Source organism: Pseudomonas sp. 18.1.10 (assembly GCF_024655625.1).
Lineage (GTDB): Bacteria > Pseudomonadota > Gammaproteobacteria > Pseudomonadales > Pseudomonadaceae > Aquipseudomonas.
On sequence record NZ_JANLGL010000310.1, the window covers coordinates 1 to 4,861 of the forward strand.

Genomic DNA, 4,861 nt, shown 5'->3' on the forward strand with positions numbered 1-4,861 from the left:
AGGGGCAGATGTGTTGACTGACAGACCGCTATCGCAGGCAAGCCAGCTCCCACATGGGATTTGCGGTGCTCTAGCACAGTGGTAGACGGCGCTTGCTGTGCACAGATATTTCCCACAAGGCTTTCAGGCTGTCCCTGGAAACTTCGCTGGATAGGGTTCTGTGTACCCAGGTAGCCGAATCCTCAAACCCCGCTAACCTTGACAGGGCGAGAGTTCAATCATCGATTGGCTTACCCCCTCACCATGTGCGAAAGGATTCGTCCATGAACCTGCAAAAAACCGCGAACGGCCATCCTGCACGTATTGCCGGGCTGGTCTTCAGCACCTGCTGTTATCTGGTCTTTCTATTCACGTTTTTCTACTTGATCGGCTTCGTCGGCGGTGTCGTCGTACCCAAGCACATCAACTCCGGCCCCCTCATCGATTGGCCTCTGGCAACCCTGGTCAACTGCTTGCTGATGCTGTTATTCGGCGTCCAGCATTCGATGATGGCACGTAAAAGCTTCAAGCGCTGGCTGACGACATTCGTCCCGCCCGTTGCCGAGCGCTCGACCTACGTCTTGCTCAGCAGCCTGGTGCTCGCGCTGATGTTCTGGTTGTGGCAGCCGATCACGTTCACCGTCTGGCAGGTTGAGGCGGCTTGGGCCAGCGTGCTGCTGACCGGTCTGTTCTGGTTGGGCTGGGGGGTTGTCTTTGTGGCAACGTTGCTGATAAGCCATTTCGAACTCTTTGGCCTCAAGCAGGCCATTGATCGTTGGCGTGGCACGACACAACAGCTGTCGATATTCCGAACGCCATCGCTTTACAGGATTGTCCGCCACCCCCTGTACCTGGGATTCCTGATAGCCTTCTGGGCAACGCCGCACATGACCGCTGGCCACCTGTTGTTTGCGGTTGGGCTGACGGCCTACATTTTTGTGGGTGCTTACTTTGAAGAGAAGGATCTTGTGGCGCTGTTTGGTGAGCGGTATCGGCAGTACCAGCAAGCGGTCGGCATGGTTTTACCGTGGTCGAACGTCCGGTCTGCGCCACGGAAAAAGAAGCCTGAATCTTGATGTGGGATTTGCGCTGCCCGGGCTATTTCACGTGCCGCGTTATCAAAACACCGACCACCCAATCCGCTCACTCAACAACTCCAACGCCTTGATCCCCGCCAGCGAGTTCCCGGCGGCATTCAACTCCGGCGACCACACGCACACCGTAAACTGCCCCGGCACTACCGCGACGATGCCGCCGCCCACGCCGCTCTTGCCCGGCAAGCCGACCCGATAGGCAAAATTCCCCGCCTCGTCATACAGCCCGCTAGTGGCCATGATCGAGTTCACCTGCTTGGTCTGGCGGGCCGTGAGGATTTGCTCGCCGCTGTGGGCACTCACGCCTTCGTTGGCCAGGAAGCTGAACGCCTTGGGCAGGTCCAGGCAGCTCATCTGCAACGCGCAGTAGTTGAAGTAGCTGTGCAGCACGGCATCGACATCGTTGTGGAAGTTGCCGAACGACTTCATCAGGTACGCCATGGCCGCATTGCGTGCACCATGCTGGGCTTCGGATTCGGCGACGACGCTATTGACCAGGATCTGCGGGTTACCCGACAGGCGCCGCACAAAATCGCGCATCGACAGGATCGGCACGGCAAAACGCGACTGGTTGATATCGCAGATCACCAGTGCGCCGGCATTGATAAACGGATTGCGCGGCCGGCCGCGTTCAAATTCCAACTGCACCAGCGAGTTGAAGGGCTGCCCGGACGGTTCATGGCCCAAGCGTTCCCAGATGGTTTCGCCACCGTGGTCGATGGCCTGCACCAGGCTGAACACCTTGGAAATGCTCTGCACCGAAAACAACGTGTCGGCGTCGCCGGCACAATAGGCGGCACCGTCGTTGCCGTACACGGCGATCCCCAATTGATTGGCCGGCACATCGGCCAGCGCGGGGATGTAGTCGGCCACTTTGCCGAGGCCGATCAATGGACGCACTTCGTCCAGGATCGACTCCAGCAGCGCCTGCATGTCTTGTCCTGTCATCTGTCTTTGAATCGGTGATAAGCGGGGCGCGGAGGATACCTGATCTCAGTGTGGGGAGGGAGCTTGCTCCCTTCCCACAACTGCGTATTTCCAGGGTTAGAAATGCGCCACATCCGACACCTGCTCATCCAGCACATCCCGCGCCAAGGCCCAGGCGCGGTCCTTGGACTCCACCACCAACAGCGGATAGCCCCAGGCCTTGCCGAACATCACGGCAAACGGCTTGAGCGCCAACCGCTGCGCCGCGCTCGGTTCCACCTGGATCATGCCTTTGACGTACGCACGCAACGCCGGCTTGTTTTTCTTCATCCAGATCGAGGCTTGCTTGCGCTCCTCATGGGCATGCTCGTGATTGTTTTCATCCACGGATTTTTCGTGCAGCAGCACAAAGGCTTGTTGACGGGCCAACAGGCCCTCGAAAACCACGAAGGCATCCTCCGGCCCGCCTTCGTTGGGGGCGTCGAAGAAGATTTTGACCACTGGGAAGGTTGTACTGTCGAGTCGCATGGCAAAGCTCCTTAATGAGAGTGACTCTCACTATAAGAGACAAAACCCTGGACGGCATTGCACAGAATAGCCAGACTATTTCGCAATTCAGCCAAGATGCGCCCACACCATGAAACATCACCGCCTCGACCTGCATGACCCGATGATGGCCAAGGATGCCGACGTCTTCCCCCGCGCCGTGGTGGCCGTGGGCGCCAGCAGCACTTCGGACACCTGGGAACATGCCCAGCACGCCCATCGCAAAGGCCAGTTGATGTACACCCTGCGCGGGGTCATCCACTGTGAAATCGAAGCCGGCATCTGGATCGTGCCACCGCAATGCGCGCTGTGGATTCCCGGCGGCACCTCTCATGCCGCGCGTGGGTCTGGCGAGGCGCAGGTCTATTGCCTGCTGATCGACCCCGACGCCGCCCGCGCCCTGCCCGCGCAATGCTGCACCCTGGCGGTGTCGGGGCTGCTGCATGAGCTCATCAGCAAGGCCGTCGGTTTCCCGCAACTGTATGAAGAGGACGGCGCCCAGGGCCGCTTAATCAGCACGCTGTTGGATGAACTGGCCGCCGCGCCCATTGAAGCCCTGCACCTGCCCATGCCACAAGACCCACGGCTGCGGCGCCTGGCCGACAGCCTGCTGGCCGAGCCGACGGACAAGGCCACCCTCGGCCAGTGGGCGGTGCGCATCGGCATGAGCGAGCGCAGCATGACGCGGCTCTTGCTGGAGGAACTGGGCCTGAGTTTTGGCCGTTGGCGCCGGCAGTTGCACGTGATCCTGTCCCTGCAACGCCTGGCCAAGGGCGACAGCGTGCAGCGTGTGGCCCTGGACCTGGGTTATGAGAACGCCAGTGGTTTCATCACCATGTTCCGCAAGGCCGTGGGCCAACCACCGGCGCGCTACCTGGCGGACCGCATGGGCAACCCAGGCAATGCCGCACTACCCGGCATTGCGATGACGGAAGCGCTGGATGCTGAACACTGACCTCACCAATAAAAATGCAAAATACTGATACACCAACTTTTTATGATTCTACATTTTAATAATTAGGTTAGAACCAAACGGCCTTTTACAGCCCCGCCGCCTGCCCCTACCTTGGACGCGAACAACCGACCCCCTGCCCGGTGGAGGTGACCATCCCGCACCAGACAAGGACAGACCATGAGCATTGAATTCATCGGCTACATTGGCGGCCATCACGCTTCCGAGATCCATCCGCGCAGCGGCCCTACCCTGCAACCGGACTACGTCGAAAGCGTGGCCCGCGCCCACGAAGAGGCCGGTTTCGACCGCGCCCTGGTGGCGTTCCATTCCAACAGCCCGGACAGCACGCTGATCGCCTCCCACGCCGCCAGCGTGACGAAAAAGCTGCATTTTCTGATCGCCCATCGCCCGGGTTTCGCCCAGCCGACCTTGGCCGCACGCCAGTTCACCACCCTGGATGTATTCAACGGCGGGCGCACGGCGGTGCATATCATCACCGGCGGCGATGACCGCGAACTGCGCGCCGATGGCAGCCATATCGGCAAGGACGAACGTTACGCGCGCACCGACGAATACCTGAGCGTGGTGCGCCAGGAATGGACCAGCGAGCAGCCCTTCGATTTCGCCGGCACCTACTACCAGGTCGAAGGCGCGCACTCCACGGTGAAGTCGCCGCAACAGCCGCATATCCCGCTGTACTTCGGGGGTTCGTCAGCGGCGGCCATCGCCGTGGCCGGCAAGCATGCCGACGTGTACGCGCTGTGGGGCGAGACCTACGAGCAAGTGCGCGAGATCGTCACCCAGGTGCGCGCCGAGGCGGCCAAGCACGGGCGCACGATTCGCTTCAGTTTGTCGCTGCGACCGATCCTCGCCGAAACCGAAGAACTGGCGTGGGCACGCGCCGACAGCATCTTGCAGCAGGCCACCGCACTGGCAGAAAAGAATGGCTTTGTGCGCCGCGAACCGCCGAACGAAGGCTCGCGCCGCTTGCTCGCCGCCGCCGCGCAAGGCTCGCGCCTGGACAAGCGCCTGTGGACTGGCATTGCCGGGCTGCTTGGCGCGCAGGGCAACTCCACGTCATTGGTGGGGACGGCTGAGCAAGTCGCCGAGGCGTTGGTGGACTACTACGACCTGGGGATCACCACGTTCCTGATCCGTGGATTTGATCCGCTGAACGATGCGCTTGATTACGGCAAGCGCCTGATCCCCCTCACCCGCCAGTTGATCGCCGAACGCGAGCAGGCTCAGCAAGTCGCGTAGTCCAAAACACTGCAAAACCAAATGTGGAAACTGGCTTGTGTGGGAGCTGGCTTGCCTGCGATGCACGCACCTCGGTCTGTCAGTCATACCGAGGTGTTGC

Annotated in this window: 5 protein-coding genes; 3 read left to right on the forward strand and 2 right to left on the reverse strand. The window is 60.7% G+C overall.

Annotation, left to right across the window (positions count from 1 at the left end; translation table 11 throughout):
- Nucleotides 1-263 precede the first annotated feature (263 nt).
- On the forward strand, nt 264-1,055 hold the full coding sequence (gene mddA / locus NUV89_RS27520; protein WP_257783792.1) for a methanethiol S-methyltransferase: 792 nt from the start codon (nt 264-266) through the stop codon (nt 1,053-1,055).
- 42 nt (nt 1,056-1,097) lie between these two features.
- Here mddA and glsB read toward each other — a convergent pair whose 3' ends face one another.
- Nucleotides 1,098-2,006, reverse strand: coding sequence for a glutaminase B (gene glsB, locus NUV89_RS27525; protein WP_257783793.1), 909 nt, complete (start codon nt 2,004-2,006; stop codon nt 1,098-1,100).
- A 111-nt stretch (nt 2,007-2,117) separates the two neighbouring features.
- Nucleotides 2,118-2,528 carry a hypothetical protein gene (locus tag NUV89_RS27530; protein ID WP_017738968.1) on the reverse strand — a complete coding sequence of 137 codons (411 nt, stop codon included), beginning with the start codon at nt 2,526-2,528 and terminating at the stop codon, nt 2,118-2,120.
- A 109-nt stretch (nt 2,529-2,637) separates the two neighbouring features.
- On the opposite strand from NUV89_RS27530, the gene NUV89_RS27535 reads away from it, so the two are divergent.
- Together NUV89_RS27535 and NUV89_RS27540 are read left to right on the forward strand one after the other, a co-directional pair.
- Nucleotides 2,638-3,501, forward strand: coding sequence for a helix-turn-helix domain-containing protein (locus NUV89_RS27535; protein WP_257783794.1), 864 nt, complete (start codon nt 2,638-2,640; stop codon nt 3,499-3,501).
- Nucleotides 3,502-3,678: 177 nt separating this feature from the next.
- Nucleotides 3,679-4,761, forward strand: a complete 1,083-nt coding sequence (locus NUV89_RS27540; RefSeq protein WP_257783795.1) for an LLM class flavin-dependent oxidoreductase — start codon at nt 3,679-3,681, stop codon at nt 4,759-4,761.
- The last annotated feature ends 100 nt before the right edge of the window (nt 4,762-4,861 follow it).